General features: G+C 66.3%; 29 protein-coding genes and 1 tRNA gene. 20 read left to right on the plus strand and 10 right to left on the minus strand.

Annotation, left to right across the window (positions count from 1 at the left end; all coding sequences use genetic code 11):
• Position 1 precedes the first annotated feature (1 nt).
• Both rpmH and MF609_RS17395 read right to left on the minus strand, forming a co-directional pair.
• Entirely contained in the window at positions 2 to 136 is a 135-nt protein-coding gene (gene rpmH / locus MF609_RS17390; RefSeq protein ID WP_055760361.1) for a 50S ribosomal protein L34, read from the minus strand.
• Between the two features lie 109 nt (positions 137 to 245).
• Positions 246 to 491 (minus strand): hypothetical protein, encoded by a 246-nt coding sequence (locus MF609_RS17395; RefSeq protein ID WP_242417408.1) that lies wholly within the window; start codon positions 489 to 491, stop codon positions 246 to 248.
• Between the two features lie 113 nt (positions 492 to 604).
• Here MF609_RS17395 and MF609_RS17400 point away from each other — a divergent pair, with 113 nt between their 5' ends.
• The 15 genes from MF609_RS17400 to MF609_RS17470 all read left to right on the plus strand — a co-directional run bounded on the left by MF609_RS17400 (position 605) and on the right by MF609_RS17470 (position 12,386).
• Complete coding sequence (locus tag MF609_RS17400; RefSeq protein WP_242417409.1) at positions 605 to 2,110, plus strand: YifB family Mg chelatase-like AAA ATPase; 1,506 nt, start codon at positions 605 to 607, stop codon at positions 2,108 to 2,110.
• A 10-nt stretch (positions 2,111 to 2,120) separates the two neighbouring features.
• Positions 2,121 to 2,321: a DUF6980 family protein gene (locus tag MF609_RS17405; RefSeq protein ID WP_242417410.1), complete on the plus strand. Its 201-nt coding sequence runs from the start codon at positions 2,121 to 2,123 to the stop codon at positions 2,319 to 2,321.
• Between the two features lie 102 nt (positions 2,322 to 2,423).
• On the plus strand, positions 2,424 to 2,807 hold the full coding sequence (locus tag MF609_RS17410) for a DUF805 domain-containing protein (RefSeq protein WP_242417411.1): 384 nt from the start codon (positions 2,424 to 2,426) through the stop codon (positions 2,805 to 2,807).
• A gap of 41 nt (positions 2,808 to 2,848) precedes the next feature.
• Positions 2,849 to 2,933 (plus strand) — tRNA-Leu (locus MF609_RS17415).
• A 62-nt stretch (positions 2,934 to 2,995) separates the two neighbouring features.
• Positions 2,996 to 3,367 carry a PilZ domain-containing protein gene (locus MF609_RS17420; RefSeq protein ID WP_242417412.1) on the plus strand — a complete coding sequence of 124 codons (372 nt, stop codon included), beginning with the start codon at positions 2,996 to 2,998 and terminating at the stop codon, positions 3,365 to 3,367.
• A gap of 433 nt (positions 3,368 to 3,800) precedes the next feature.
• Positions 3,801 to 5,273 (plus strand): methyl-accepting chemotaxis protein, encoded by a 1,473-nt coding sequence (locus MF609_RS17425; protein WP_242417413.1) that lies wholly within the window; start codon positions 3,801 to 3,803, stop codon positions 5,271 to 5,273.
• Between the two features lie 41 nt (positions 5,274 to 5,314).
• Entirely contained in the window at positions 5,315 to 5,578 is a 264-nt protein-coding gene (locus tag MF609_RS17430; RefSeq protein ID WP_242417414.1) for an STAS domain-containing protein, read from the plus strand.
• A gap of 16 nt (positions 5,579 to 5,594) precedes the next feature.
• On the plus strand, positions 5,595 to 7,769 hold the full coding sequence (locus MF609_RS17435) for a chemotaxis protein CheA (protein ID WP_242417415.1): 2,175 nt from the start codon (positions 5,595 to 5,597) through the stop codon (positions 7,767 to 7,769).
• On the plus strand, positions 7,766 to 8,629 hold the full coding sequence (locus tag MF609_RS17440) for a CheR family methyltransferase (protein WP_242417416.1): 864 nt from the start codon (positions 7,766 to 7,768) through the stop codon (positions 8,627 to 8,629). The genes MF609_RS17435 and MF609_RS17440 overlap by 4 nt, the downstream gene beginning before the upstream one ends.
• Positions 8,626 to 9,672 (plus strand): protein-glutamate methylesterase/protein-glutamine glutaminase, encoded by a 1,047-nt coding sequence (locus MF609_RS17445; protein WP_242417417.1) that lies wholly within the window; start codon positions 8,626 to 8,628, stop codon positions 9,670 to 9,672. The genes MF609_RS17440 and MF609_RS17445 overlap by 4 nt, the downstream gene beginning before the upstream one ends.
• A complete protein-coding gene (locus tag MF609_RS17450; RefSeq protein WP_419723118.1) occupies positions 9,660 to 10,217 on the plus strand; it encodes a chemotaxis protein CheD in 558 nt (185 codons plus the stop codon). The genes MF609_RS17445 and MF609_RS17450 overlap by 13 nt, the downstream gene beginning before the upstream one ends.
• Positions 10,218 to 10,249: 32 nt before the next feature.
• Entirely contained in the window at positions 10,250 to 10,612 is a 363-nt protein-coding gene (locus MF609_RS17455) for a response regulator (RefSeq protein WP_066694146.1), read from the plus strand.
• Positions 10,613 to 10,638: 26 nt separating this feature from the next.
• Positions 10,639 to 11,076 (plus strand): chemotaxis protein CheW, encoded by a 438-nt coding sequence (locus MF609_RS17460; RefSeq protein ID WP_066694144.1) that lies wholly within the window; start codon positions 10,639 to 10,641, stop codon positions 11,074 to 11,076.
• A 33-nt stretch (positions 11,077 to 11,109) separates the two neighbouring features.
• On the plus strand, positions 11,110 to 12,111 hold the full coding sequence (locus MF609_RS17465) for a chemotaxis protein CheB (RefSeq protein WP_242417419.1): 1,002 nt from the start codon (positions 11,110 to 11,112) through the stop codon (positions 12,109 to 12,111).
• Complete coding sequence (locus tag MF609_RS17470) at positions 12,108 to 12,386, plus strand: hypothetical protein (protein ID WP_242417420.1); 279 nt, start codon at positions 12,108 to 12,110, stop codon at positions 12,384 to 12,386. Before MF609_RS17465 ends, MF609_RS17470 begins: the two co-directional genes overlap by 4 nt.
• Before the next feature lie 623 nt (positions 12,387 to 13,009).
• Here MF609_RS17470 and MF609_RS17475 read toward each other — a convergent pair.
• The 4 genes from MF609_RS17475 to MF609_RS17490 all read right to left on the minus strand — a co-directional run bounded on the left by MF609_RS17475 (position 13,010) and on the right by MF609_RS17490 (position 18,337).
• Entirely contained in the window at positions 13,010 to 13,660 is a 651-nt protein-coding gene (locus tag MF609_RS17475) for a DUF6975 family protein (RefSeq protein WP_336945075.1), read from the minus strand.
• Positions 13,661 to 13,833: 173 nt separating this feature from the next.
• A complete protein-coding gene (gene rpoD, locus MF609_RS17480) occupies positions 13,834 to 15,873 on the minus strand; it encodes an RNA polymerase sigma factor RpoD (RefSeq protein ID WP_242417422.1) in 2,040 nt (679 codons plus the stop codon).
• A gap of 166 nt (positions 15,874 to 16,039) precedes the next feature.
• Positions 16,040 to 17,845, minus strand: a complete 1,806-nt coding sequence (gene dnaG, locus MF609_RS17485) for a DNA primase (protein ID WP_242417423.1) — start codon at positions 17,843 to 17,845, stop codon at positions 16,040 to 16,042.
• Between the two features lie 39 nt (positions 17,846 to 17,884).
• Positions 17,885 to 18,337: a GatB/YqeY domain-containing protein gene (locus tag MF609_RS17490; protein ID WP_242417424.1), complete on the minus strand. Its 453-nt coding sequence runs from the start codon at positions 18,335 to 18,337 to the stop codon at positions 17,885 to 17,887.
• A 145-nt stretch (positions 18,338 to 18,482) separates the two neighbouring features.
• Here MF609_RS17490 and carA point away from each other — a divergent pair, with 145 nt between their 5' ends.
• The 5 genes from carA (at position 18,483) to MF609_RS17515 (ending at position 24,590) form a co-directional block, all read left to right on the plus strand.
• Positions 18,483 to 19,676 carry a glutamine-hydrolyzing carbamoyl-phosphate synthase small subunit gene (gene carA / locus MF609_RS17495; protein ID WP_242417425.1) on the plus strand — a complete coding sequence of 398 codons (1,194 nt, stop codon included), beginning with the start codon at positions 18,483 to 18,485 and terminating at the stop codon, positions 19,674 to 19,676.
• Complete coding sequence (locus MF609_RS17500) at positions 19,673 to 20,023, plus strand: hypothetical protein (protein ID WP_242417426.1); 351 nt, start codon at positions 19,673 to 19,675, stop codon at positions 20,021 to 20,023. Before carA ends, MF609_RS17500 begins: the two co-directional genes overlap by 4 nt.
• A complete protein-coding gene (carB, locus tag MF609_RS17505; protein ID WP_242417427.1) occupies positions 20,023 to 23,355 on the plus strand; it encodes a carbamoyl-phosphate synthase large subunit in 3,333 nt (1,110 codons plus the stop codon). The genes MF609_RS17500 and carB overlap by 1 nt, the downstream gene beginning before the upstream one ends.
• 89 nt (positions 23,356 to 23,444) lie before the next feature.
• Complete coding sequence (greA, locus tag MF609_RS17510; RefSeq protein ID WP_242417428.1) at positions 23,445 to 23,921, plus strand: transcription elongation factor GreA; 477 nt, start codon at positions 23,445 to 23,447, stop codon at positions 23,919 to 23,921.
• A 6-nt stretch (positions 23,922 to 23,927) separates the two neighbouring features.
• Positions 23,928 to 24,590 carry a rhomboid family intramembrane serine protease gene (locus tag MF609_RS17515; RefSeq protein ID WP_242417429.1) on the plus strand — a complete coding sequence of 221 codons (663 nt, stop codon included), beginning with the start codon at positions 23,928 to 23,930 and terminating at the stop codon, positions 24,588 to 24,590.
• A gap of 175 nt (positions 24,591 to 24,765) precedes the next feature.
• Here MF609_RS17515 and MF609_RS17520 read toward each other — a convergent pair whose 3' ends face one another.
• From MF609_RS17520 to MF609_RS17535, 4 genes are all read right to left on the minus strand, one after another.
• Positions 24,766 to 24,987: a DUF4170 domain-containing protein gene (locus tag MF609_RS17520; protein WP_242417430.1), complete on the minus strand. Its 222-nt coding sequence runs from the start codon at positions 24,985 to 24,987 to the stop codon at positions 24,766 to 24,768.
• A gap of 91 nt (positions 24,988 to 25,078) precedes the next feature.
• Complete coding sequence (locus tag MF609_RS17525) at positions 25,079 to 25,528, minus strand: hypothetical protein (RefSeq protein ID WP_242417431.1); 450 nt, start codon at positions 25,526 to 25,528, stop codon at positions 25,079 to 25,081.
• A gap of 4 nt (positions 25,529 to 25,532) precedes the next feature.
• Complete coding sequence (locus MF609_RS17530; RefSeq protein WP_242417432.1) at positions 25,533 to 25,838, minus strand: hypothetical protein; 306 nt, start codon at positions 25,836 to 25,838, stop codon at positions 25,533 to 25,535.
• Positions 25,835 to 26,170: a phage holin family protein gene (locus tag MF609_RS17535; protein WP_242417433.1), complete on the minus strand. Its 336-nt coding sequence runs from the start codon at positions 26,168 to 26,170 to the stop codon at positions 25,835 to 25,837. The genes MF609_RS17530 and MF609_RS17535 overlap by 4 nt, the downstream gene beginning before the upstream one ends.
• Positions 26,171 to 26,172: the final 2 nt, after the last annotated feature.

Consider the following 26,172-nt stretch of genomic DNA (forward strand, 5'->3'; position numbering starts at 1 on the left):
ATTAGGCCGACAGCTTCTTGCGGCCGCGCGAGCGACGCGCGCGGATCACATTGCGGCCGCCCGGCGTCGCCATGCGCGAGCGGAAGCCGTGACGACGGGCCCGTACCAGGTTGCTCGGCTGAAAAGTCCGCTTCATCACTCATTCCCCGGGTATTCAAAACTGCCAGAACGTAAAAAGCCGCCAGTGACGGCGGCCGCGTGGGGGGTCCATTAGCTGCGACGGGCGCTCAAGTCAACGGCGCGGATCAGGTGCCCGCGCGCATCCGCCGCCGTTTGGCGCTGGCGCGGCGCAACGCCCGGTCGGACAGCGCGCGAAGCCGGGGATGCCGCCGCAGTCGCCGGGCGAAACGGTGCCGCGCCCAGCGGGAATTGCGCAGGATCAGGGCAGTGCCGGCTGCGAAGGTGAAGATGCCGGCGGGACCCGGCAGCACCGCGACCAGCGGCGTCACCAGGATCAGCAAGACACCGAGGAACACCAGCGCGATGTGCATCGACGCCCTCCATGCCAGCCGTGTGTTGCGCTGACAAGACGGTCGCGACGGACCGTTCCCTGCGCGCGGAAAGCCGCTATGGGACGCCATAGGGAAACGGGGACAGGGGCAGCATGGTCGCGATCGTATCGACGGCGGCGTATCTCGGGCTGGAGGCGCGGCGGGTCGAGGTGCAGGTGCAGCTGGCCAGCGGCGTGCCGGCGTTTGTCGTCGTCGGGCTGGCCGACAAGGCGGTGGGCGAGAGTCGCGAGCGGGTGCGCGCCGCGATCGCTGCCATCGGCCTGTCGCTGCCGCCCAAGCGGATCACCGTCAACCTGTCGCCCGCCGACCTGCCCAAGGAAGGGTCGCATTACGACCTGCCGATCGCGCTCGGGCTGCTGGCGGCGATGGGGGTGGTCGATGCGGAGGCGCTGTCCGACTATCTGATCGTCGGCGAACTGAGCCTCGACGGGCGAATCGCCGGGTCGCCGGGCGTGCTGCTGGCGGCGATGCTGGCGAGTGGCGAGGGGCGGGCGCTGATCTGTCCGGCGGTACAGGGCGCGGAAGCCGCCTGGGCCGGAACGCCGGTGGTGGCCGCGCCCGACCTGCTGTCGCTGCTCAACCATCTGAAGGGCGAACAACTGCTGTCGATGCCGCAGCCGGGCGGCGCGGAGGAGGGGTGGAGCGGCACCGACCTGAAGCAGGTGAAGGGTCAGGAAACTGCCAAGCGCGCGCTGGAGATCGCGGCGGCGGGGAACCACAATCTGCTGATGGTCGGGCCGCCCGGCGGGGGCAAGTCGCTGCTCGCGTCTTGCCTGCCCGGCATCTTGCCGCCGCTCGATGCTGCCGAGGCGCTGGAGGTATCGATGGTGCAGTCGGTCGCCGGTACGCTGACCGGCGGGCGGATGACGCGGGTGCGACCGTTCCGCCATCCGCACCATTCGGCGTCGATGGCGGCGCTGACCGGCGGCGGCCTGCGCGTGAAGCCCGGTGAGATCAGCATGGCGCATCTGGGGGTGCTGTTCCTCGACGAACTACCCGAATTCCAGCGCGCGGTCCTCGATTCGCTCCGGCAGCCGCTGGAAACCGGCGAGGTGAGCGTGGCGCGGGCCAATGCGCATGTGACCTTTCCGGCGCGGGTGCAGCTGATCGCGGCGATGAACCCTTGCCGCTGCGGGCATCTCGGCGATCCGGCGCTGGCGTGCGCCCGTGCGCCGCGCTGCGCCGCCGATTATCAGGCGAAGATTTCGGGGCCGCTGCTCGATCGAATCGACCTGTCGGTCGAGATGGCGGCGGTCAGCGCCGCCGACCTCGTCCTTCCGCCACCCGCCGAGGGATCGGCCGAGGTTGCGGCGCGAGTGGCGGCGGCGCGCGATGTGCAGCGGGCGCGCTACGCCGCCGATGGCATCCGCACCAATGCCGAGGCGGACGGCGCGGTGCTGGAACGCGCCGCCGCGCTCGACGCGGCGGCCCGCGCGCTGCTGGCACAGGCGGCCGAGGCGATGCGGTTGTCGGCGCGCGGCTTCCACCGGGTGCTGCGGGTCAGCCGGACGATCGCCGATCTGGCCGGCACCGGGACGATCGGGCGGGCGCAGGTGGCCGAGGCGCTGAGCTATCGCCGCCGCGCGCCGACGAACTGAGGGAGCGAACATGGCGGACTATTGTTGCGATCAGATGCAGGAAGATCTGGAGCGGCGTTGCGCCGTGCATGAAGATCGCTCCGACTGTCCCGATGCGTTCATCGGGCGGGCGAGCGGCGGTTACGGGCTGCTGATCCATGACGGCGGGTCGTCGATGATCGCCATATCCTTTTGCCCATGGTGCGGCACGCGGCTGCCCGAACGGGACTGATCGGGAGGACGCCAATACCGACCATTGGCTGATTGCCTCCGTCGAACGGGCTGGCAGGATGTTGCGCATCGGCAACAAGGAGCGAGTCCGAAGATGGAGTGGATGATCCTACCGCTGCGGCGATATTTCGAGATCGGCGGCCGGTCGCGTCGTCAGGAATATTGGATGTTCACCCTGTTCAGCTTTCTGGTCGGCGTGGTGACGACCGTGGTCGACAGGGGGCTGGGCTTCGACTGGGGAAGCACCGGACCGGTGAACGCCCTGGTCAACCTTGCCCTGTTCGTACCCGGTATCACGGTCGCCATTCGCCGCCTGCACGATACGGATCGGTCGGCCTGGTGGCTGCTGCTCGTCTTCCTGCCCATCATCGGCTGGATTTGGCTGTTCGTCCTGTATGTGACGGAGGGGACGCGCGGCCCGAACCGGTTCGGGCCGGATCCGAAGGACCCGCATGGCACCCTCGATATCGATCGCGTCTTTTCGTAACGGTTGCGGGGGCGCGTCGCTTCGGCTAACGCGCCCGTCGTGCCCCTGTGGTGAAATTGGTAGACGCGTCCGACTCAAAATCGGATTCCGCAAGGAGTGCTGGTTCGAGCCCGGCCAGGGGCACCAATTTCCGCGTCCGAGTCGCGGTTCAACCGCGCGTCACTCACCGATCCGATAGCAATATTGCCATGATCGATTCGTCAGACGGTTCGTTCCCCTCGCGTGCACGCCGGGCAAGCGTATTCCTGACCGCGCGCGTGGAGGCGAGCGACCGCGTCGCCGAATGCCGCGTGCGCAACCTGTCCGAATCCGGCGTCTGCATCGACGATCCGGGTAACCTGACCGCCGGTGGTCGGGTGCTGGTGACGATGGGGACGCTTCACCATCTCGAAGGCTCGGTTCGCTGGGTGCGGGATGGCCGGGCGGGGCTGGTATTCGAAAACGGCCATATCGATGTCGCGGCGGCACGGCGTCCGCGCGGTACGGTCGGACCGGCATCGCAGCATCTCGCCGGATGGCTGAGCCAGATGCACGATCCCTATCGGCGGCACGGCGACTGACACGCTGATACCGGGCCGTCGCGATGTCATGCGTGGGCGTGGCGGCGACGAATCGTCGCCTTCCCCGGCGACTCCGCCAACCGATCGACATTTAGCGCCTATCGCAAATTCTCGTACTTCCCGTGCAGGCGGGAATCCGTAGCCGCTGACGTTTTGGTCGGAGCGTTGACGCTGGCGCTTGTCGACTTCCGCCTGCGCGGCAGAGAAGATGGCGATGGAGCGGTCGTCCATGGAGCCGAAGGCGATCGGCCCCGGCGCAATGTCCTGCGCCGCCGGCTCCGACGGGCCGTGCCGATCCGAGCACGACAACGTCCCGCAAAAGCGGTCGAAAACGCCGTTAACCAGAAATTATACGAACGGGCTTAGGCATGCACGATAGCGAGCATGGGCAGTCCGGGGGGACATCGCTGACGATCGTTTTTGGAGCAGATGAATGACGCCGTGGTTCCGTAAACATGCCCCGATTCGCCGGAAATTCGCGATCATGGGCGTCGCCTATGCCGCGTTGGCGGCGATACCGGTCGCGACGACGGCGGCGGCGCTCTCTGGTGTCGGGTCGGCTGGCGTGCTGCTGGGCCTTGCCGGTGTCGCGCTGCTGCTGACGATCGTGGCCACGTTCGGCTTCCGCTCCGCGGTTTGCGACCCCTATGTCGCTTCGGTCGTGCGGATGGAGGGGATTGCCGCGGGCGACCTGACCACCCCGATCGACTATACCGACTTTCAGGACTGTGTCGGCCGGATGGCCCGCGCGATGGAAGTGTTTCGTGCCAATGCGCAGGTGGTGAAGGACGCGACCAAGGCGCAGGAGCTGCTGGTCGGTCATCTGGGGCAGGGGCTGTCGCGCCTTGCCGCCAGCGATGTCAGCTACCGCATCACCGATGCGTTCCCCGCCGATTACGAACGGCTGCGCGCCGATTTCAACGCGGCCATGGAGGCCGTGTCGGAAGTGCTGTCGGCCGTACGTCAGGCGACCAACGGAATCACCAGCGGCGCGCACGACATTCGCCAGGCATCGGACGACCTGTCGCAGCGTACCGAGCAACAGGCCGCGAGCCTGGAGGAAACCGCCGCGGCGATGGACCAGATCACCGGTACGGTCCGCGAAACCGCCGCCGGGGCCACCCGCGCCCATGCCGTCGTCAGCGAAACCCGTGACGAAGCCGAACAGTCGGGCGACGTCGTGCGCCGCGCGGTGGACGCGATGCACGGCATCGAGCGTGCGTCGGGTGAGATCGGCGACATCATCACCGTCATCGACGGCATCGCTTTCCAGACGAACCTGCTGGCGCTGAACGCCGGCGTGGAGGCGGCACGTGCGGGCGACGCCGGCAAGGGCTTTGCGGTCGTCGCGTCCGAAGTGCGCGCACTGGCACAGCGCTCGGCCGATGCGGCAAAGGACGTCAAGGCCAAGATCAACGCATCGTCCGAACAGGTCGCGACCGGTGTCGAACTGGTCAGCGAAACCGGCAAGGCGCTGCAACGGATCATCGGCCGCATCGGCGAGATCAGTACGTTGGTCGGCACCATCGCCACCTCGGCCGATCAGCAGGCGACCGGGCTGCAGCAGGTCAATACCGCCGTCAACGAGATGGACGGCGTGACGCAGCAAAATGCCGCCATGGTCGAACAGGCCACCGCGGCCGCCCGCAGCCTGGCCGAAGAGGCGCAGGAATTGCAGCGGCAGGTCGACCGCTTCACGCTGTCGGCCGGCGGGTCTGCGCGCACGGCATCGTTCGCCCCGCGCCACGCCCCCACGCAAAGTGCCGTGCACCGGCTGCAGGCGCGGGTCGCGCAGGTCAGCCGCGAAATGGCCCCGCCGCCAGCCCCGCGCCGCAAGGTCGCCGCGACCGCCAGCGCCGCTGCCGCAGCGCCCGTCGTCAGCGATGACGACTGGAGCGAATTCTGAACCGAACCGCCGACCGCGACATCCTCTCTCGGGACATGCCAATGACCATCGCCCTTCCTGCCGTGCTAGATACCCCCGCCGCCGCAGCGCTGCGCCAGACGCTGCGCGACGCGATCGGCAGCGGCCAGCCGATCCAGCTCGATGCATCGGGCGTGGAGCGGATCGGCCAGGCCTGTCTTCAGGTCCTCGCCGCCGCCGAAGCCGCGGCCGAGGAGTCCGGCCAGGAATTCCGCATCGTCGGAGCCAGCCCCGTATTCGCCGACATGGCGACGCTGGCGGCCCTCGACACCCTTATCGCCGCCTGAATCGGGAGCGAAGCCCATGGACCTCGACGCAATCCAGCAGATCTTCTTTCAGGAGTGCGAGGAAGGCCTCGCCGCGATGGAAGGCAATTTCGCGGCGCTGCGCGACGGCGACCGCGATTCGGAAACGATCAACGCCGTGTTCCGCTGCGTGCATTCGATCAAGGGTGGGGCCGGGGCGTTCGGCCATGAGCGGCTGCAGGCCTATACCCATCAATATGAGACGCTGCTCGACCTGATCCGCAACGGCACGCTGGAACTGACGCCCGCACTGCTCGACGTGGTGGTCGGCGCGTTCGACATGCTGGCCGACCATGTGGCGGCGGCGCGCGACAACGATACCCCGCCTGCCGACGCGGCGATGCTGGAGCGGTTGCAGGCAGCGGCCGGCGGCGACACCGCGCCCAAGGCGGCGACCGCCCCGGTGGCCGAAGTAGCACCGGTGGTCGAGATGTCGGACGACCTCGACGACCTGATGTCGCTGCTGGGCGATGTCGCCCAGTCGGAGGACGGTGCCGATGCCGCCAATGGCTGGCGCCTGCGCTATACGCCGGGCGCCAAGGCGTTCGAACATGGTTCCGAACCGCTGCTGTTGCTGCGCGAACTGACGATGCTTGGCGGCAAGGTCACTGCTTGCGACCGCGCCGCGTTGCCGTCGATCGACACGATGGACCCCGAATGCGGCTATCTGGCGTGGGACGTCGCGCTGCCGGCCAGCGTTGCCGAGGACGATATTCGTGCGGTGTTCGAATTCGGCGATCCGACCGCGATCACGCTGGCGCGCGGCGATGCCCAGCCGGCGATGGCCGAGGACAGTGTCGATGCGCTGTTCGACTTGCTCGATTCGTTCGAACCGGCCCCCGTAGCAGCGGTCGAAACGCCGGAGCCTGTCGCCCCGCCGCCTCCGCCTCCGCCTCCGCCGCCCCCTGCACCGGCTCCCGCCCCGGCCCCTGTCGCTGCCGAACCGGCCGCGCCGCGCGCTGCGACGCCGAGCGCGCCTGCGGCACCGGCGGCGCAGACGATCCGCGTCGACCTCGACAAGCTCGACCGGCTGGTCAACCTGGTCGGCGAGCTGGTGATTACCCAGGCGATGCTGGCCCAGCGTCTGGCCGAAAACCAGATGGGCGGCATTTCGGAGCTGAGCGACCTCGAGCATCTGACGCGCGAGTTGCAGGAATCGACGATGGCGATCCGCGCGCAGCCGATGAAGACGGTGTTCAGCCGCGTGCCGCGCATCGTCCGCGAACTGGAGGGCGAAACCGGCAAGCGCGTCCGCCTCGAAGTCGATGGCGAGATGACCGAGGTCGACAAGACCGTGGTCGAACGGATCGGCGAACCGCTGACCCACCTGATCCGCAACGCCGTCGACCATGGGCTGGAAATGCCCGATGCCCGTGTCGCGGCGGGCAAGCCGGCCGAGGGTGTCGTGCGCCTTGCCGCCGCGCACCAGTCGGGCCGGATCGTCATCACCGTGTCGGACGACGGTCAGGGGATCAATCGCGCTCGGGTGAAGGCCAAGGCCATCGAAAAGGGCATCATCCTGCCCGACGCGGTGCTGAGCGACGAAGAGATCGACAATCTGATCTTCGCGCCCGGTTTCTCGACCGCGGCGGCCATCACCAACGTATCCGGGCGCGGCGTCGGTATGGACGTGGTGCGCAAGAATATCCAGGCGCTGGGCGGCCGCATCGGCATCCAGTCGCGCGAAGGCTTCGGATCGAGCTTTTCGCTCAGTCTGCCGCTGACGCTGGCGGTGCTGGACGGCATGATCGTGACCGTCGGCGCACAGACCTTCGTCATCCCGCTCGGCCATATCGTCGAAAGCCTGCGCCCCGATGCGGATACGCTCAGCCGGCTGGGGCCGGACGGCACCGTCCTCGACGTGCGGGGTTCCTATGTGCCCGTGCTGCGCATCGCCGATTATCTGGGCATCGATGGCGCGCAGCGTAATCCGACCGACGCCGTGCTGATCGTGGTCGATGGCGACCATGGCCAGGCCGCGTTACTGGTCGATACGATCCAGGACCAGCGGCAGGTCGTCGTGAAGAGCCTGGAGGCCAATTATCACGCGATCGACGGCGTGGCCGGGGCGACGATCCTGGGTGACGGGCGCGTCGCGCTGATCGCCGATGTCGATGCGCTGACCACGCGTGGTCGCTTCGCCAACCGTCCGACCGCAGCGCTGGCCGCATGACCCGGGCCGCCGCCCTCGACAACAACCGCGCGCGTGAATTCGAATTCCACCCGCGCGACCACCACGCCATCGCGGCGCTGGTGTATGACGAGGTCGGCATCCTGCTGCCCGACGGCAAGGCGCAGCTGGTCTACGGCCGGATCGCGCCGCGCGTGCGGGCGTGCGGGCTGACCAGCTTTGCCGACTATGTCGCGCATATCGGCCGTGATGCCGAGGAACGCGGCCGCGCGATCGACGCGCTGACCACGAACCACACCAGCTTCTTTCGCGAAAACCATCATTTCGAGGATTTCGTCGAGCGGATCTGGCCGGAGCTGGCCGACCGGCTTGCCAAGGGGGGCCGCGTGCGGCTGTGGTCGGCGGCCTGTTCGAGCGGCGAAGAACCCTATTCGTGGCTGATGGCGATGTTCGGGACCGATCGCGCCGCGGCCCAGCGACTTTTGAAGGCCGATCTGCGCCTGCTGGCGACCGACGTGTCGCCCAGCGTGCTGAACACCGCACGCGCGGGCCGGTATTCGAAGGAAACGATGCGGACTGTACCCGCGTCGCTGCGTTCCGTCTGGACCCGGGGGGAGGGCGACCAGTTGGTCGTCGACCCGGTCCTGCGCGACGGAATCGCGTTCAAGCCGCTAAACCTGCTCGGCGAATGGCCGTTCAAGGGACGGTTCGACACGATCTTCTGTCGCAATGTCATGATCTATTTCGACGAGCCCACAAAGGAGCGCCTGCTGGCGCGGTTCGCCGAGCGATTGGAGGTTGGGGGGATGCTCTACATCGGTCATTCGGAGCGGTTGATCGGCGCGGTACAGGACAAGTTCCGCTGCATCGGCCGTACCGCCTATCAGAAGATCGCGGCATGAGCGTCCGCACCCTCATCGTCGACGATTCGATGGCGATGCAGGCGATCATTCGCCGCCGGCTGCTCGCCGATCCGCGAATCGAGGTCGTCGGCACCGCCGCCAGCGCCGACGAGGCGCGCTCGCAGATCAAGGCGCTCGATCCCGACGTGGTGACGCTGGACATCGAGATGCCGGGCATGAGCGGCCTCGATTTCCTCGAACGGCTGATGCGGCTGCGCCCGACGCCGGTGGTGATGCTGTCGACGCTGACCGCGCAAGGGGCGGAGGCCAGCCTGACCGCGCTGGAACGCGGGGCGTTCGACTGTTTCGACAAGACGCGGCTGATGGCGGGCACCGATGCCGCCTGCACGTCGGAGCTGACCGAACTGGTCCGCGCCGCCGCGACCGCGCGTCCTGCTGCCCGGCCGACGGCGGTGCGCGCCGCCCCCGCCCCGGTGGCGGTGCAGGACCGGGCGAGCTATGTCCCGCGTCCCGGTGCGATGATCGCGATCGGCGCGTCGACCGGCGGGGTCGAGGCGCTGATCGAACTGCTCTCGGGCTTTCCCGCCAACTGCCCGCCGACCGTCATCGTGCAGCATATGCCGGCGACCTTCACCCCCAGCTTCGCCGCACGGCTCAACCGGCTGTGCGCGCCGACCGTGGAGGAAGCGCGTCCCGGCGCACCGCTGATGGTGGGCAAGGTCTATCTGGCCCCCGGCGGCGAACGGCATATGGAGATCGGCGGGTCGGGCGACCGGCGGCATTGCCGGCTGGTCGAGGGTGACAAGGTCAACGGCCATCGCCCGTCGGTCGACCGCCTGTTCCATTCGGTCGCGCGACTGGCAGGGCGCGACGCGACCGCCGCGATCCTGACCGGCATGGGCTGCGACGGAGCCGAGGGGATGAAGGCGATGCGCGCCTGCGGATCGCTGACCCTGGGCCAGGACAAGGCGACCAGCGTGGTGTACGGAATGCCGGCCATCGCCCACCAGATCGGCGCGGTCGCCGAACAGCTGCCGCTGCGGCGGATCGCCGCGCGACTATTGGCGGAATGTGCCGCATGAGCGCACTGACCAACCGGGACGGGTTGCGCCGGATCACCGTCGCGCAGGGCGAGACGAAGGTCAGCGACGAACGCGATGTCGTGCTGACCACCGTGTTGGGCAGCTGCGTCGCGGCCTGCTTCTACGATCCGATCGCCCAGATCGGCGGGATCAATCATTATCTGCTGGCGGACGGCAATGCGTCCGACACGGCGTCGATGCAGCGCTACGGCGTCTATGCGATGGAGGTCCTCATCAACGCGATGCTGGCGCGGGGTGCCGTGCGGTCGCGGATGCGGGCGCGCATCTTCGGCGGCGCCACCATGCGCGCCGGGTTCCGCGACATCGGCGGCGCGAACATCGCCTTCGCCCGCGAATTCCTGCGGGACGAACGCATCGCGCTGGTCGGCGAGGATGTGGGCGGCACCCAGGCCCGCCGGGTCGAATTCCGGGCGGCGGTCGGGCTGGCGCGATGCCGGTCGGTCGTCGACGCCGTGGCACCGCCCATCGTCGTGCGGGCACCCCCGCCGCCGCCCGCCGCCGTCGGCGATGTGGAGTTTTTCTGATGACCGAATTTGCACCGAGGGAGCCTCATACCGTGGCCAAGACGATCATGACCGTGGACGATTCGCCCAGTATGCGGATGCTGCTGCGCGTCGCGCTGACCGATCTGGGATATAGCGTCGTGGAGGCCGAGGACGGCGTTCACGCACTGGAGAAGCTGGACGGGTTCCAGCCCGACCTGCTGATCACCGACATCAACATGCCACGTATGGACGGGTTCGGCCTGATCGCCGAAGTCCGCGGGCAGGGCCGCCGCAGCCTGCCAATTCTCGTGCTGACGACCGAGAGTTCGGATGAAAAGAAGCAGCGTGCGCGCGATGCCGGTGCTACCGGCTGGATCGTCAAGCCGTTCCATCCCGAAAAGCTGGCCGCCGCGATCCGGCGTGTGATGCACTGACCCTCTTGCGCGATAAGGAAATCCCCATGTCCCGCCAACTCATCACCTTCCAGTTGGGCGACCAGATACTGGGCGTCGACATCATGGCGATCCGCGAGATTCGCGCCTGGTCGCCGGCCACGCCGCTGCCCAACGTCCCGCCCTATGTCCGCGGGGTCGTGAACCTGCGCGGCGTCGTGCTGCCGGTGTTCGACCTGCGCCACCGGCTGAACTGGGGCGTGACCGACCCGTCGGCCCGCCACGTCATCATCGTCGTGCGGATCGGCGAACAGCTGCAGGGCATCATCGTCGATGCGGTGAACGACATCGTGTCGATCCACCCCGACGCGATGCAGCCGGTGCCCGACATGGGCGATACCGAAGCGTCGCGATTCCTCGAAGGGCTGGCGACGATCGACAATCGCATGATCCTGGTGCTGGCGCTCGACCGACTGGTCGACCAGCCGGTGGCCGAAGCCGCCTGACGTACCGCGTAATCTTTTTGGGACAATCACATCATGGCTGCTAGCACGAAGGTCCTCGTCGTCGACGACTCCCTGACCATGCGGGCGCTCATCTCGGGCGCGCTCGAACGGATTCCGGGTGTGGAGGTCGTCGGCCTGGCCGATGGCGCCGCCGAAGCGCGTTCGATGGTCGCCTCGCTCAAGCCGCATGTCATGACGCTCGACGTCGAGATGCCGGGGATGAGCGGGATCGAATATCTCGCCGAGATCATGGATACGAAGCCGATGCCGGTCATCATGTTCTCGACCCGCACCACGGACGGGGCGGGCGAGACGATCGAGGCGCTGCGCCTGGGGGCGATCGACTGCCTGCCCAAGCCGCGCGTGGCGGCCCCGGCCGAGTTGAATGCCATCATCGCAAAGCTGGGCAAGCGCATCAAATCGGCCCGCAACGCTCCGGTAAAGGTGCAGAAGGTCGCCAGCGCCGCGCGGCCGATCGACTGGAACGGCCGCCTACTCGTGTTCGGCGGCGATGCATCCAGCACGGCCACAATGTTCGGTCTGTTCGGTCAGTTTCCGGCCAACTGCCCGCCGACGATCGTCGTGCAGCATCTGGGCCCGGGCCTAGTCGACGGCATGGTCGAAAAGCTCGGCTCGCAGGTCGCGCCGAAGGTCGTCGTCGCGCAGGACGGCATGGCGATCGAGCAGGGCACGATCTATTTCGCGCCGCAGGGCGACCATCACGTCGTGGTCGATGCCTGGCCGTCGGGCAGGATCCGCCTGCTGGCGCGTGATCCGGTGGCGGGCGAACGCCCGTCGATCTCGCTGTTGTTCGCCGCTGCCGCCAAGGCCGCCGGGTCGAACGCGGCCGGCGTGCTGCTGATCGATGGCAGCGAAGATGGCGGCGGCGGGTTGAAGGCGATGCTGGGTGCGGGCGGCTATATCTTTTCGCCTGCGGAATCCGGCGGCGGCCACACGCTGGCCCGCGGCATGGTGACCCAACCCGTCGCAGCCGATGCGCTGGCCGCCAGCGTGTTGAAACTGTGCTCGAAATGAGCCGGGTCGGCATCCCCGCCGCCGCGCCCGCGCTGGGCGAAGCATTGGCCGGCGAGTTGGAGCGGGCGTCGCGCCTGCTCGGCGAACTCGCCTTCGAACTCGGCAGCGACGAAACGACGCTGCGCCGCCACCTGACCGGGCTGCAGTCGATCGACCATGTGACGCAGATCATGCTGAACATCGCGACGGTGCTGCGCGCGGGCGAAGGGGCGGACCAGCTGGCCGGGGTGACGCTGGAGGATGTTGCCGGAAGGCTGCGTGCGAGCCTGAATTAAGCGGGTGGTTCCGTTCGGGCGTCCGAATTGGGCGCTCGGATCATTGCGAAGTTTTGATCAGGTGCGGCCGGTGATGAACCGGTCGCGGGCTGGCAGCATCCGGTCCGTTTCTCGTAGAAGCAGGAATCGCAATGCCGGCGGCTGACCATCGGAACGATACGGCGCTGCCGTTGCGACGCTTCCTGCGAGCATTGCGCTCCGTCGAGCGCGGCACGTTGGCGGATAGCATCGATCTACCGGACGCCCCTTCATAGGCCGGTGCCGACAATCGCTGCCACACCGCCACCGATACCGGTGATCGACGCCTCGTTCCTCGATCGCCCCGATTTGGCAATCGTCAGACGGTACGGCACCTGTTCCGCCTCGACTATGCGGAGGGGCAGGTGCCGCGCCCGATAGCGAAGCGTTGGCTTGCGCTGGATCGCGCGTATCAGGAACGTAAAGATTTGACCTATCGGCGTCTCGTTCCGGCGGCGGCTGGCTTCGTGGCGTGGTACGCGGCATGCTTCACAGCGAATGCCTTGGAAGGCGGGTCTTGTCGGGCTTCTTCGCCAGCACGGATCGAGCGTCAGAAAACGGTCGCCGTATGAATCCCTGTCGATCCAGTCCGCGCGAAAGCCGCTCTAGCCCCGGCTCTCGGCGCGTGCGGTCAGCATGTCCCACAGTCCGCGATGCTGGGCGAGCAATTGCTGCAGGCCGAACGTCATCGCCCGCTCGATCGGGGATTCGTCGGTGACCGACACGATCAGACGCAGCGTCTGCGCGGGCGAGGGCAGGGTGGCCGGAATCGTCTCCAGCCCCAGTCGAAGCGCTGCAGCATCCAGCGGGCGGCGTATCACCGGCCAGTCGAGCGTGACCGCAATCGCTGCACCCAGCGCACAGCCGGGCCGCGCGGAGCGGGCGAGCAGATCGATCGCGTTACGTTGCGCCGCCAGCGCGGCTTCGGCGGCGGCCTGTCCCGGTGTGCCCGGAGGCGGACCGGCGGCGGCAGACACACGGATCAGATAGGCTCGCTCTTCGGCGAACGCTGCAGCCGCCTGTGCCAGCCACGGCGCGGCGGAAGGGTGCAGGTCGGACGCGGCGACATGGTCGACCACACCGGGATGGCGCCCGTGCAGCGAACATAGCTGGTGCAGGGCGTCGGCAACGTCGCGCACCGCGACATCGCTTCGCGACAGCCGGTCCGGCGCGCGATGGCTCGCGCTACCGTCGGCCGCGACGATCCGCGACAGACGTTCCGCGGTACCGCATCCATCCCTGTTCGCAATCGCCACAATCAACCGTCGGCTCCCTGATTTCGTGGAGCCGGTATGACGACAATAGATAACCCAAGCGCGTAGGAACAGGGTTGCCGGATTCTTAACCGTTGTGACGACCGCGTGGCGCGGGTCGGAACCATCCCGAAACGAACTGCCCCGATGCTTTGGCAAGCATCGGGGCGACGGATTTACTGGTCGAGGAAGGAGCGCATCTTGCGGCTGCGGCTCGGATGCTTGAGCTTGCGCAGGGCCTTGGCCTCGATCTGGCGAATGCGTTCGCGGGTCACGCTGAACTGCTGACCGACTTCCTCCAGCGTGTGGTCGGTGTTCATGCCGATGCCGAAGCGCATCCGCAGCACGCGTTCCTCGCGGGGCGTGAGGCTGGCCAAGACGCGGGTAACCGTTTCCTTCAGGTTCGCCTGGATCGCGGCATCGACCGGAATGATCGCGTTCTTGTCCTCGATGAAGTCGCCCAGATGCGAATCCTCCTCGTCGCCGATCGGCGTTTCGAGGGAGATCGGCTCCTTGGCGATCTTCATCACCTTGCGAACCTTTTCCAGCGGCATGGAAAGGCGCTCGGCCATTTCCTCCGGCGTCGGTTCGCGGCCCTGTTCGTGCAGGAACTGGCGGCTGGTGCGGACCAGCTTGTTGATCGTTTCGATCATGTGGACCGGGATGCGGATCGTCCGCGCCTGATCCGCGATCGAGCGAGTGATCGCCTGACGAATCCACCACGTCGCATAGGTGCTGAACTTGTAGCCGCGGCGATATTCGAACTTATCGACCGCCTTCATCAGTCCGATATTCCCCTCCTGAATCAGGTCGAGGAACTGCAGACCACGGTTGGTGTACTTCTTGGCGATGGAAATAACGAGGCGCAGGTTCGCCTCGACCATTTCCTTCTTGGCGATCCGCGCCTCGCGCTCGCCCTTCTGCACCATGTTGACGATGCGGCGGAATTCGCTCAGCGCCATGCCGGTCTGCTGTGCGATCTCGGCGATTTCCGTGCGGATGCGATCGACGGCGGCGCCTTCGTTCTCCGCGAACGCCTTCCACTTCTTGTCGATCGACGCGACCGAAACCAGCCACTGTTCGTCCAACTCATGGTCGACATAGCTGTCGAGAAAGGCCTTGCGCGGCACCTTGTGACGCTCAGCCAAGCGGAGCATCTGCCCGCCCAGCGCCGTCAGGCGACGGTTATAGGCATAGAGCTGATCGACCAGATATTCGATCTTCGCCTGGTGGAACTGAACGCTCTCGACCTCGGCGGTCAGCTCTTCGCGGAGCTTCTGGTACTTGCGCTCCTCGGCAGTACTCAGGCCATCGCCAGCCGCCATCGCGTCGAGGCGCTGCGACTGCATCTTCGAAAATTTCTTGAAGATCGCGGTGATGTTGGCGAACTTCTCCAAAGCCTGTGGCTTCAGCTGTTCTTCCATCTGCGCGAGGCTGAGCGTGTTGTCCTCGTCGTCATCGTCGCTCGGGCGCGGGGCGCGGCGCTCGCCGTCCTCGTCCTCATCCGCCGATGCTTCCTCCGGCTCTTCCTCTTCCTTGAAGCTGGGGCCGGCGTTCTTGGACGAGATTTCGCCATTATCGTCGGCGTCCTCATCGTCCGACAGCGATTCCGGTGCCGGGTCCTTCGACAGCATCGCGTCGAGATCGAGGATCTCGCGCAGCTGCATCGTGCCCTCGTTGAGCGCGGTCGACCAGCCGATGATGGCGTTGAAGGTGATCGGCGATTCGCACAGGCCGAAGATCATCGTGTCGCGACCGGCCTCGATCCGCTTGGCGATGGCGATTTCGCCCTCGCGGCTCAGCAGTTCGACCGCACCCATTTCGCGCAGGTACATGCGGACCGGATCGTCGGTCCGATCGACGGTTTCCTTCTTCTTGACCGGTTCGAACGCGGCGGACGCATCGTCCTGTTCGGTCGACGCTTCGTCGTCGCCGTCCTCGTCCTGCTTGGCGCGTTCGTCGCCTTCGCCGTCCTCGCCCGCGTCCTCATTCTCGACGACGTTGACGCCCATGTCGTTCAGCGCCGACATGATGTCCTCGATCTGCTCCGAGGTCATCTGATCCTGCGGCAGCATTTCGTTCAGCTGGTCGACGGTGATGTAGCCGCGCTTCTTCGCACGGGCGACCAGCTTCTTGATCGACCCTTCGTTCAGGTCGATCAGCGGCGCGTCGCCGGTATCGATCGTGTCGTCGCCGCCACCATTCGCCTTGGCCATCAATAACCCTCAAGAAATGTCACGCAGCGCGTGGGTCCGCGCGATTTTACCCGTCGTCTTTGTCCGAGCCAGCGCGATTTGCAAGCAATCAGCGTGCAATTCGGCGGTTCCGGCGTCGATTCAGGGCGTTTGTACTGGGCTGATATGGGAGGGCGGGGCGAGGGGATCAAGCCGCCTCGTCCAGTTCCTCCATCCAGTCGCGAATCCGGGCCTGTACTGCCGCATGGTCCGACCGTGCCTGCTGGTAGTCGGCGAAGGTGCGTTCGGTCGTGTCCTGGCGACAGCGTTCGGCAGCGGCATTCTCCGCCCGGCGGCACGCCTGTTCGTCGACTAGGATCTGGATCACGCGCAGCAGGTCGGTCTTGGCCACGGTCGCATCGGTATCGCGTTGCCAGAAGCTGAAGGCGAGGTCGGTTTCTTTGTTCCGCCGCGCAATGTCCACCAGCTGCCGATCGGCGGCGATGGTGTCGGTCAGCAGGCTTTCGCTCAGGTCGTTGCGATAGATGGCAAGGTCAATCAGGTGGTTGCGCCACCGCTGCAACTGCTGGTTCTTGATCGGCAGCTGCGCGATCAGTTCGCAGTGGCGGGTCAGCACATCGACATGCTGCATCAGCCCCATCAGCACGGCGCGCTGGAACGCGAAGACGAGGTCGACGTCCTTGACCTCGGCAGCGGCCGCCATGTCGTTGGCGACGATGCGCAGGCGGCGGTCCTTCGCCCCGAACAGCGCGAAGAACTGGTCCTTGAAGGTGCGGAAATATTCGCGGCGAATACCCTCATGGGCGATCGTGCCGGCGAGGCGCGCCAGTTCATGCTCGAACGCCGCACGCTCGTCCGGGCCTGCACCGGGCGGCAAAGTCGCCAGTTCGAGCCGCCACAGGAAATCGGACAGTGATTCACGGCGGGCAAGCAAATCCTCGAACGCCTGCGGCCCCTCTGCGCGGACCAGATCGTCAGGGTCCATGCCATCGGGGATGGTGACGATCGAAATGCTCTTGCCCGGCTGCAACAAGGGCAGGGCGCGCTCGGCCGCGCGCCGCGCCGCCTTGATCCCGGCAGCGTCACCGTCGAAACACAGGATCGGGCAATCGGCCATCCGCCACAGCCGCTCCAGCTGATGCTCGGTCAGCGCGGTGCCGAGTGGCGCCACGACCTCATCGAAGCCGGCCTGCGCCAGCGCGATGACGTCCATATAGCCCTCGACCGCGATCACCCGCTTCGCCTTGCGCGCGGCGGCCTGTGCCCGGTCGATATTGTAGAGGGTGCGCCCCTTGTCGAACAGCGGCGTTTCGGGCGAGTTAAGATATTTAGGCTCGCCATCCCCCAGGATGCGCCCGCCGAACGCGATCGTCCGGCCGCGCGCATCGCGGATCGGGATCATCAGCCGGCCGCGGAACCGGTCATACGGTTCCTTGCCTTCGACCGAGATCAGCATCCCCGATTCGACCAGCATCGGGTCGCCATAGGATGCCAGCGCTGCCCTCAGCCGGCCGCGCGCGTCGGGCGCGAAGCCCATGCCGAACGCGCGCGCCGTCTCCGGCTTGATCCCGCGCTTCGTCAGCGCCTCGCGGGCGATGCCGCCCTCGTCGCCGAGCCGATCCACAAACCAGCTCTGCGCATCGGCCATCAGCTCATGCAGGCCCTTGGCCCGTTCCGCCTGACGCGCCGATCGCGCATCCTGCGCCGGCATCTCCATGCCCGCCGCCGCGACCAGTTCCTTCACCGCGTCGATGAAGGGCAGGCCGCGCTGGTCGGTCATCCAGCGGATCGCATCGCCATGCGCACCGCAGCCGAAACAATGGTAGAAACCCTTGTCGTCATTGACCCAGAAGCTCGGCGTCTTCTCGGTATGGAACGGGCAGCACGCCTTATACTCGTTACCCGAGCGTTGGAGCTTTACCGACTTGCCGACCAGCGCCGACAGGGTCGTGCGGGTGCGCAACTCGTCCAGGAACTGGGGCGAAAGAGTCATGCGTCCATATGCCCCGAACGGAACGGGTACGGCAACCGCTTAACTCAGCGCCGCCTTCACCGCGGCGCTGGCCTTGCTCATGTCCAGTTCGCTGCCGTGACGCGACTTCAGTTCGGCCATGACGCGGCCCATGTCCTTCATGCCGGTCGCGCCCAGATCGGCCTTGATCGCCTCGATCGCCGCAGCGGTCTGTGCATCGTCCATCTGCGCGGGCAGGAAGCGTTCGATGACGGTCACTTCGCGCGCTTCGCTGGCGGCGAGTTCCGGGCGGTTGCCCTTTTCGTACATCTCGATCGATTCGCGGCGCTGCTTGACCATTTTCTGCAGCACCTCGACCACAAGCGCGTCGTCGCTCTCGGGCGCCTTGCCGGTGCGCGCCTCGATGTCGCGGTTCTTGATCGCCGACTGGATCAGGCGGATGGTAGCGGTCGTTTCCCTGTCCCCGCCCTTCATGGCGGTGACGAGCGCGTCCTTGATGGTGTCGCGAATCATGGCGGTTCCGATGTCGTTCGTTTGGATAAGCGATCAGCCTTAGCCGCATTCGTCATACGATCACAGGATTGACGCGACGCGGGGTTGGGACTAGCCGCCACCGCTTAGCGACATCATCAGCTTTACCCAGGAGTGCCCGCCCATCATGGCCGACGCCAAGCCATTCGCCATGCCTGAAGGAGCCACCGGGGTCCTCGTCCTTGCCAATGGCGACGTGCTTTGGGGCCGTGGCTTCGGGGCAGAGGGCGCCGCGGTCGGGGAGGTGTGCTTCCACACCGCGATGACCGGTTATCAGGAGATCATGACCGATCCGTCCTTCGCCGGGCAGATCATCACCTTCACCTTCCCGCACATCGGCAATGTCGGCGCCAACGTCGACGACGTCGAGGCGAACGACCCGCACGCGCTGGGCATGATCGTCCGCGAGGACGTGACCGCGCCGTCGAACTTCCGCTCGAACGAGCATCTTGATGCCTGGATGGCACGGCACAACCGGATCGGGTTGGCCGGGATCGACACGCGTGCGCTGACCCGCCGCATCCGGCAGGGCGGCGCGCCGAACGGCGTCATCGCCCATTCGGCGAGCGGCGAGTTCGACATTCCGGCGCTGCTGGCACAGGCGCAGGCATGGCCGGGGCTGGAGGGCATGGACCTCGCCAAGACCGTGTCGTGCGCGACCCATTATGGCTGGGCCGGCGGGGCTTGGCATCTGGGCAAGGGCTATGACGACAGCACGCAGCCGGAAGGCGGCGAAGGTGTCGCGCAGAGCACGTCGCGTCCGCACGTCGTGGCGATCGATTATGGCAGCAAGCGCAATATCTTCCGCAACCTTGTTCACGCGGGTGCGGAAGTAACCGTGCTACCGGCCACCGCGACCTACGAAGAGGTGATGGCGGCGAACCCGGACGGCATCTTCCTGTCGAACGGGCCGGGCGATCCTGCCGCGACCGGTGAATATGCCGTGCCGGTGATCCGCCAGCTGCTCGACACCGGCAAGCCGCTGTTCGGCATCTGTCTGGGCCACCAGCTCCTAGGCCTCGCGCTGGGCGCGAAGACGACCAAGATGCACCAGGGCCATCGCGGCGCGAACCATCCGGTCAAGCGCCTGTCCGATGGCGCGGTCGAGATCACCAGCATGAATCACGGTTTCGCGGTCGAACGCGGCAGCCTGCCGGCGGGGGTGCGCGAAACGCATGTGTCGCTGTTCGATGGCTCGAACGCGGGCATCGAAGTTGACGGCGGTCGTGCGTTTTCCGTCCAGTACCACCCCGAGGCATCGCCCGGACCTCAGGACAGCTTCTATCTGTTCGAGCGGTTTGTGGAGATGATGCGGAAATGACCGCAGGGTATATTTACTGCTTCGTCCATGAAAATGCGCCTGATCGGGTGAAGGTAGGATTTTCCGGTCGCGATCCGAATGTTTGCCAAGCGAAGAACCGGGAATGTAGAGCCGCGAAATTGAACTCGGGCCTTCAGGTTTTCGGATTTGCTCCGTTGCAGAATGGCTTCGAGCCGCTTCAACACGAACATGCGAAGGAAATAGACAAGGTTCTTCGTAGGCTTCTGAAGCCTTTTGCCTTGCCAGCTGAGGAGCGTGGTAAATTGACCGAGGTTTATCGACTGCAGCCAAGTGAGGTTTTGAAATATCTCGAGCAGGCGCGGATGAAGGTAGAAGAAGAGAAATAATGCCCAAACGCACCGACATTTCGTCCATCCTCGTCATCGGCGCGGGGCCGATCGTCATCGGCCAGGCTTGCGAGTTCGATTATTCGGGCGTGCAGGCGATCAAGGCGTTGAAGGAGGAAGGCTATCGCATCGTCCTCGTCAACTCCAACCCCGCCACGATCATGACCGACCCGGAGCTGGCCGACGCGACCTATGTCGAGCCGATCACGCCTGCGGTCGTCGCCAAGATCATCGAGAAGGAGCGCCCCGATGCGGTCCTGCCGACGATGGGCGGGCAGACCGCGCTGAACACCGCGCTGGCGCTCGCCAATGACGGTACGCTGGAAAAGTTCGGCGTGCAGATGATCGGCGCCGATGCCGAGGCGATCGACAAGGCCGAGGACCGTCAGAAGTTCAAGGTCGCGATGGAGAAGATCGGCCTCGAATCCGCGCGCAGCCACATCGCCCATACCGAGGCGGAGGCGCTGGCGGGGCTGGAGCATGTCGGACTGCCGGCAATCATCCGCCCGTCCTTCACGCTGGGCGGCACCGGCGGCGGCGTCGCGTACAACAAGGACGAATTCCTGCGCATCGTCCGCGAAGGGCTGGACGCGTCGCCGACCACCGAGGTGCTGATCGAGGAATCGCTGCTCGGGTGGAAGGAATATGAGATGGAGGTGGTCCGCGACCGTGCGGACAATGCCATCATCGTCTGTTCGATCGAGAATATCGACCCGATGGGCGTCCATACCGGGGATTCGATCACCGTCGCCCCGGCGCTGACGCTGACCGACAAGGAATACCAGATCATGCGCAATGCATCGATCGCGGTCCTGCGGGAAATCGGTGTCGAAACAGGGGGTTCTAACGTACAGTTCGCGGTCAATCCCAAGGACGGCCGCCTGATCGTCATCGAGATGAACCCGCGCGTGTCGCGGTCGTCGGCGCTGGCATCGAAAGCGACCGGCTTCCCGATCGCGAAGGTCGCGGCGAAGTTGGCGGTCGGCTATACGCTGGACGAAATCACCAACGACATCACCGGCGCGACGCCGGCATCGTTCGAGCCGACGATCGACTATGTCGTCACCAAGATTCCGCGCTTCGCCTTCGAAAAGTTCAAGGGGTCGCAGGCGGTACTGTCGACCGCGATGAAGTCGGTCGGCGAAGTGATGGCGATCGGCCGCAACATCCATGAATCGATGCAGAAGGCGCTGCGCGGCCTCGAAACCGGGCTGTCGGGCTTCAACACCGTCGAACGCCTCGCCGGTGCGCCGCGCGCGGAGATCGAGGCGGCGCTGGCCGTCGCGACCCCGGACCGGCTGCTGGTCGCGGCGCAGGCGCTGCGCGAAGGCTTCACCGTCGCCGAAGTGCACGCCATCGCCAAGTACGATCCGTGGTTCCTCGAACGCATGGCGGAGATCGTCGCGGCGGAAACCGAAGTTTGCACCAACGGCCTGCCGCAGGATGCGGCGGGGATGCGCCGGCTGAAGGCGATGGGCTTTTCGGACAAGCGGCTGGCATGGCTGGCGCTGCAATCCGCCAATCTGCGCGGCATGGAGCGCGGTATCCAGCGTGGATCGGGGCTGATCCACGAAGTCGTCAAGATGATGACCGGCGGCGTGACCGAGGACGAGGTGCGCCAACATCGGCACAAGCTGGGCGTGCGGCCCGTCTTCAAGCGGATCGACACCTGCGCCGCCGAGTTCGAGGCGAAGACGCCGTACATGTATTCGACCTACGAAGCGCCGACTTTCGGCGAGCCGGAGGACGAGAGCCAGCCGTCGGACCGCAAGAAGATCGTCATTCTGGGCGGTGGTCCCAATCGGATCGGGCAGGGGATCGAGTTCGACTATTGCTGCTGCCATGCCTGCTTCGCGCTGAGCGATGCGGGTTATGAGACCATCATGGTCAACTGCAACCCGGAGACGGTCAGCACCGATTACGACACGTCGGACCGGCTGTATTTCGAACCGCTGACTGCCGAGGACGTGCTGGAAATCCTGCATGTCGAGGCGTCGAAGGGCGAGCTGGTCGGGGTGATCGTGCAGTTCGGCGGGCAGACGCCGCTGAACCTCGCGCGCGCGCTGGAAGCGGCCGGCATCCCGATCCTGGGCACGACGCCGGATTCGATCGACCTGGCCGAGGATCGCGAACGCTTCGCCGATCTGGTCACCTCGCTCGGCCTGCTCCAGCCGGCCAATGGCCTGGCGCGCAGCCGTGACGAGGCGGCGGTGATCGCGGAGCGGATCGGCTATCCGGTGCTGATGCGCCCCAGCTATGTGCTGGGCGGGCGGGCGATGGAGATCGTCGACTCGCTCCAGCAGCTCGACGATTATATCCAGACCGCGGTGCAGGTGTCGGGCGACAGCCCGGTGCTGATCGACCAGTATCTGCGCGATGCGATCGAGGTCGATGTCGATGCGATCGCCGATGGCGACGAGGTGGTCGTGGCCGGTGTCCTGCAGCATATCGAGGAGGCCGGCGTCCATTCGGGCGACAGCGCCTGTTCGATGCCGCCCTATTCGCTGTCGGCCGAGGTGATCGCCGAGATCGAACGGCAGACGGTCGCGCTGGCCAAGGCGTTGAACGTCAAGGGGCTGATGAACATCCAGTTCGCGGTCAAGGACGGCAAGGTCTATCTGATCGAGGTCAATCCGCGCGCCAGCCGCACGGTGCCGTTCGTCGCCAAGGCGATCGGCACGCCGGTTGCCAAGATCGCGGCGCGGGTGATGGCGGGCGAGAAGCTGGCCACGCTGCCCGTGATCGACCGCAACATCGATCATGTCGCGGTAAAGGAAGCGGTATTCCCCTGGGGGCGCTTCCCCGGCGTCGATCCGGTGTTGTCGCCGGAAATGAAGTCGACCGGCGAAGTGATGGGAATCGATAGCGATTTCGCCACCGCCTTCGCCAAGGCGCAGATGGGTGCCAGCATCGTCCTGCCCAAGGGCGGCACGGTGTTCGTGTCGGTCAAGTCGGGGGACAAGCCGGTCATCCTGCCCGGCGTGAAGCTGCTGGTCGAATTGGGGTTCAAGATCGTCGCGACCAGCGGGACCGCGGATTACCTGGCCGAGAACGGCGTGCCGGTCGAACGGGTGAACAAGGTGGCGCAGGGGCGTCCGCATATCGTCGACAAGATTTTCGACGGCGATATCGCGATGATCTTCAACACCACCGAAGGCTGGCAGTCGCTGAAGGATTCGGAATCGATCCGCGCCTCGGCCCAGTCGCAGAAGGTGCCGTATTTCACCACGGCCCCGGCGAGCGTCGCGGTGGCGCAGGCCATCCAGGCGCTGGGCGCCCGGTCCCTTGAAGTGCGCCCGCTCCAGTCCTATTATTCGCAATCGCACAACTGATCCCCATCAGCGAAAAGTTGCGCGCGGACGGTCCTTGACGGGGCCGTCCGTGTGGCGGGGGCAATGATAGAAAAAGGGACGCGCGCGCGATGGCGACGGTCGAAAAGATGCCGATGTTGCAGGAGGGCTATGATCGCCTGACGGCGCACCTCAAGCAGCTGAAGGTGGAACGACCGCAGATCATCGACGCGATCGAGGAAGCCCGCGCGCATGGCGACCTGTCCGAAAACGCCGAATATCATGCGGCGAAGGAGCGGCAGGGCCAGATCGAGGCGTCGATCGCCGATATCGAGGACAAGCTGAGCCGCGCGCAGGTGATCGACCCGAAGGACCTGTCGGGCGACAAGGTGGTGTTCGGTGCGACCGTCACGCTGCTGGACGAGGACGACAAGGAAATCACCTATCAGATCGTCGGCCAGACCGAGGCCGACGCGAAGTCGGGTCGCATCTCGTACAATTCGCCGATGGGCCGCGCGCTGATCGGGCGGAAGGTCGAGGACGATGTCGAGGTGACGGTGCCGTCGGGCGACCGTTACTATCAGATCGCGAAGATCGAGTTCATCTGAACCGATATGGACGACCGGCGGCCGTCACCGGCGATCCTGACGATCGGCGGGCTGATCGCCGCCGTCAGCGCGTGGCTGATCCTCACGGGTGGCGTATGGAGCGCGGCCATCGCGGCGGGCTTCGTACCGCTGCGGATGACCAGCAATATCGCATCGATCGAAGGGTTCGCGCCATTCGTGCCGGTATGGCTGACGCCGGTCACTGCCGCGTTCATCCATGACGGGTGGCTGCATCTCGGCGTCAACCTCATCAGCCTCGCGATCGTCGGTACGCCGATCCAGCGCGCCGTCGGGGTGCGGGGCGTGGTGGTGTTACTGTTAGTCGGTGCTTATGCGTCTATCGCGGCGCAGTGGCTGGCCGGGCCGACCTCTCCTGCGCCGATGATCGGGGCGAGCGGCGCGATCTCCGCGCTGATCGGGGCCTATGGGCTGTTGTTCGGTGGGGCGAGGGCCAAGCCGATCGGTCCGATCCCCGCGCATGTCGTTCATGCGATCTGGCTGGGTGTGTTCTGGACCGCCATGAATCTGTTCATCGGCTGGTCGACGGCCGGCAGCGAGATGCCGATTGCCGGTGCCGCGCATGTCGGCGGGTTTATTGCCGGCATGGTGCTGTTGCGGCCGTTGTTGCGGTGGCGCTGGGGCGGGCGGGCGAACCGGGCGCAGGACTAGGTCCGCGTAGTTTCCGCTCCTTGAACCCAGATCACCCCGTTTGGTTCGAGCGTAGGTTCGAGCCTGTCGAGAAGCGAAGTCGAGAAGGGGTTCCTCAACCAGCGCGTTCTCGACGGACGCTTCTCGACTTCGCTCGAAGCTGCTCGAACTGAACGGGAGGGGTAACGTCGGCGACTTATGCCGCCGGCAGTTCCGGTTCTAGCAGGCGGTGCAGATGCACCACTACATATTTCATCTCGGCATCGTCGACGGTACGCTGGGCGGCGGCGCGCCATGCCTTTTCGGCGCTGGCATAGTCGCCGAAGATGCCGACGACGTCGATTGCGTTGAGGTCGGCGAAGTCGAGCGTGCGCGGATCGGTCACGCGGCCGCCGAAGACGAGGTGGAGTTTGCTCATGGTCGTTCCCGCAGTGCAAAAAAGAATACGCCCCGTCGCATAGCGGACGGAGCGTACCCTTCAACCCATAAGTTGGCAGCGCGCGGGCGGATCAGCCCTTGATCGCGCTTTTCCCGCTGTCGGTCGCGGCCTGTACCACGTTCGAGAAGACCGAACGGAGCTGTTCCTTCGCGCCGTCCTTGCTGGGGAGCGCAGCGGCGAGCTGTTCCTTGCCGACGTCGCGGGCGGTGGCGGCCGCCGCGGTGGCAGCGGCCGACAGCTTCTTGCCGAGCGGCGACAGCGCCTTGGTCTCCTGCGCGGTGCGCGGCAGCAGCGCGCCGACGACGGCACCCAGCGCCAGACCGCCGGCGAGGACGGCGAGCGGGTTGGCCTCGATCGTGTCCGACGCGCGCTTGGCGGCGTCGTGCGCGACTTCCGAAGCACGCTGCGCCGCATCATGCGCGGCGTCGCTGGTCGCGTGGGCGGTGGCGGCGGCCTTATCCTTGATCGTGTCGATCGTGCCGGTGCTGGTCGCGGTCGGGGCGGTCTTGAGTTCGCTCATGATGCTATTCCTTGTTCGGGGCAGTCGGGGGCAGGGGCGGCGGCGGAGGTGGCGGGGACTTGCGGAACAGGCGGGCGATCCGCTTTCGCGCAAGGAACGCGACGATGCCGGTCGCGACGCCGGCGGCGACGCCGGGCCGCTCGCGGATCACGGCAACGCCATCCTCCGCCTTGTCACGCAGGTCGTCGGCGACGCCCGACGCGATCGTGGCAGGGGACAGGCGATGCTTCGCTTCGGCCAGGCTGGCCTTCAGCCGGGCGCGTTTGATGAGGACATCGGCCTGTGCGGCGGCGAGCGAGGGCGGGATCAATGTCGATCTCCCAACGGAGCGGTGACCCGCTTGAAGCCGGTCAGCGCCATCTTGCCAAGCAAGCCGGCAATGGCGAACGCGACGACCACGACCAGCAAGGTGGCCCAGGCAGGCCCCATGATCGGCCGCAGCGACAGGATTGCGCCGACGAGCAGCGCGGTTACCGCCGACAGGGCGATGACCACCGCGCCTACCGCGAGACCGGCGGCGATGCCGGCCTGCGACCCGCGCGTGCTCGCCACCGTCTTCCACAACGTCACTTCCGCCTGGGCATAGGCCTTGGCATCGTCGACGACGCGCGAGACGACCGTTCCCAGTCCCTCATCCCCCATGA

Source organism: Sphingomonas panni (assembly GCF_022664435.1).
Lineage (GTDB): Bacteria > Pseudomonadota > Alphaproteobacteria > Sphingomonadales > Sphingomonadaceae > Sphingomonas > Sphingomonas panni.